General features: G+C 40.5%; 1 protein-coding gene. It reads left to right on the top strand.

Annotation, left to right across the window (positions count from 1 at the left end; genetic code table 11):
- On the top strand, positions 1-1,712 hold a 1,712-nt coding region (locus tag F3J23_RS21495), incomplete at both ends, for a DUF6443 domain-containing protein (protein ID WP_228455402.1).

Genomic DNA, 1,712 nt, shown 5'->3' with positions numbered 1-1,712 from the left:
TTGCAAAAAGATGTGGTAACCCATATCGAATACGATCAATTTGGAAGACAGGCAAAAGATTACCTTCCCGTACCACAATCTTCCACAGGAGGCGGAGCCTATTATTCCGGTCCGTTGGGCGTTTACCCCACCACGTATGGGAATGAAAAGATCTATTCCGAAAAGAAGTTTGAAAATTCCCCTTTAGACAGGATATTAGAACAAAAACAGGTAGGTAATGCCTGGGATACCAAACCTGTAAAACTGGGTTATGATACCAATGGATTCAATGAAGTTTACCGTTATACAATTACAACAAACTGGGTAGACGGTGCTACCAAAAGTGTTTTATCTGCTCCTGGAATCTATGCCCCTAACCAGCTCTATAAAAATTCTGTAAAAGATGAAGACGGAAATGAAACCGTAGAATTCAAGAATGGTAAAGGTCAGGTAATATTAGTAAAAAAGATCCTGAGCTCTACAGAACATGTAGACACGTATTATATATACAATGAATACGATCAGTTAGCCTTTGTGATCCCACCCAAAGCCGTTCATCAGACACCAACCGAAGAGCTGCTTAATACCTTGTGTTATCAGTATCGTTACGATGGAAAAGGAAGGCTGGTAGAGAAGAGACTACCTGGAAAAGGCTGGGAATACATGCTGTATGACAAACAGGACAGACTTGTAGGCACTCAGGATACAGAATTAAAGAAAAAAGGACAATGGCTCTATACCAAATATGATCAGTTTGGAAGGGTTGCTTTTACAGGAATATCCGAGGGTGGAGCAAGATCTTCCGAACAGACATTGGTGAATAATTTCCCTACCAATAACGTTCAAAGAACCAATTTCCCATTCTTTAACAGAGAAGGCATGGATGTTTATTATGATCCCAATGGAACCTATCCCAATGTTGTCTGGGTTAAATTACTGTCCGTTAATTATTATGACAGTTACCCTGCATATAGTTTCAGTCCCTCTTTCCCTTCAAGCATCCAGGGAGAACCTGTATTGACTGAAACTCCAACTTCTGACGGAAGAAGCACCAAAGGACTTCCTGTCATGAGCTTCGTAAAAAACATCGAAGATGATAACTGGACAAAAAGCTACACGTATTATGACCAGAAAGGAAGAGCAATAGCAACCCATTCCATCAATCATCTGGGAGGATATACCAGAACAGAATCCAAACTGGATTTTGCGGGAGTTCCCCGGCAAACCATTACCCGACATAAACGTTTAAACACCGATACCGAAAGAACCATCACAGAAACCTTTGAATACGATCATCAAAACCGGTTATTAGTTCATAAACATCAGGTGGATAATCAGCCTGTTGAAATTCTGGTGCAGAATACCTACAATGAACTATCGCAGCTGACCAATAAAAAAGTAGGAGGAACCCTTTCAAGCCCTTTACAGAATGTAGATTATGCCTATAATATCCGAGGCTGGATGACCAAGATCAATGATCCTAAAAATCTGGGTGGGAAGTTATTTGGATACGAGATCAAATACAACAATGTAGAAGGTTTAGAAGTCCCTAATACCAACTACCCGAATCAAAAAGTAAAACCAAGGTACAACGGAAATATCGCAGAGATCGATTGGAAAACATCCACAGTTACCAATGACAATCTGAGAAGATACGGTTATGTGTATGATAATCTGAACAGGCTTACCGCAGGCTTTTACCAGAAAGACAGCAATCCTTCCGCTCAGGAGTA

It is taken from the genome of Chryseobacterium sp. Tr-659 (assembly GCF_011752975.1).
Classification (GTDB): domain Bacteria; phylum Bacteroidota; class Bacteroidia; order Flavobacteriales; family Weeksellaceae; genus Chryseobacterium.
This window is presented reverse-complemented; position numbering and strand designations above follow the sequence as displayed.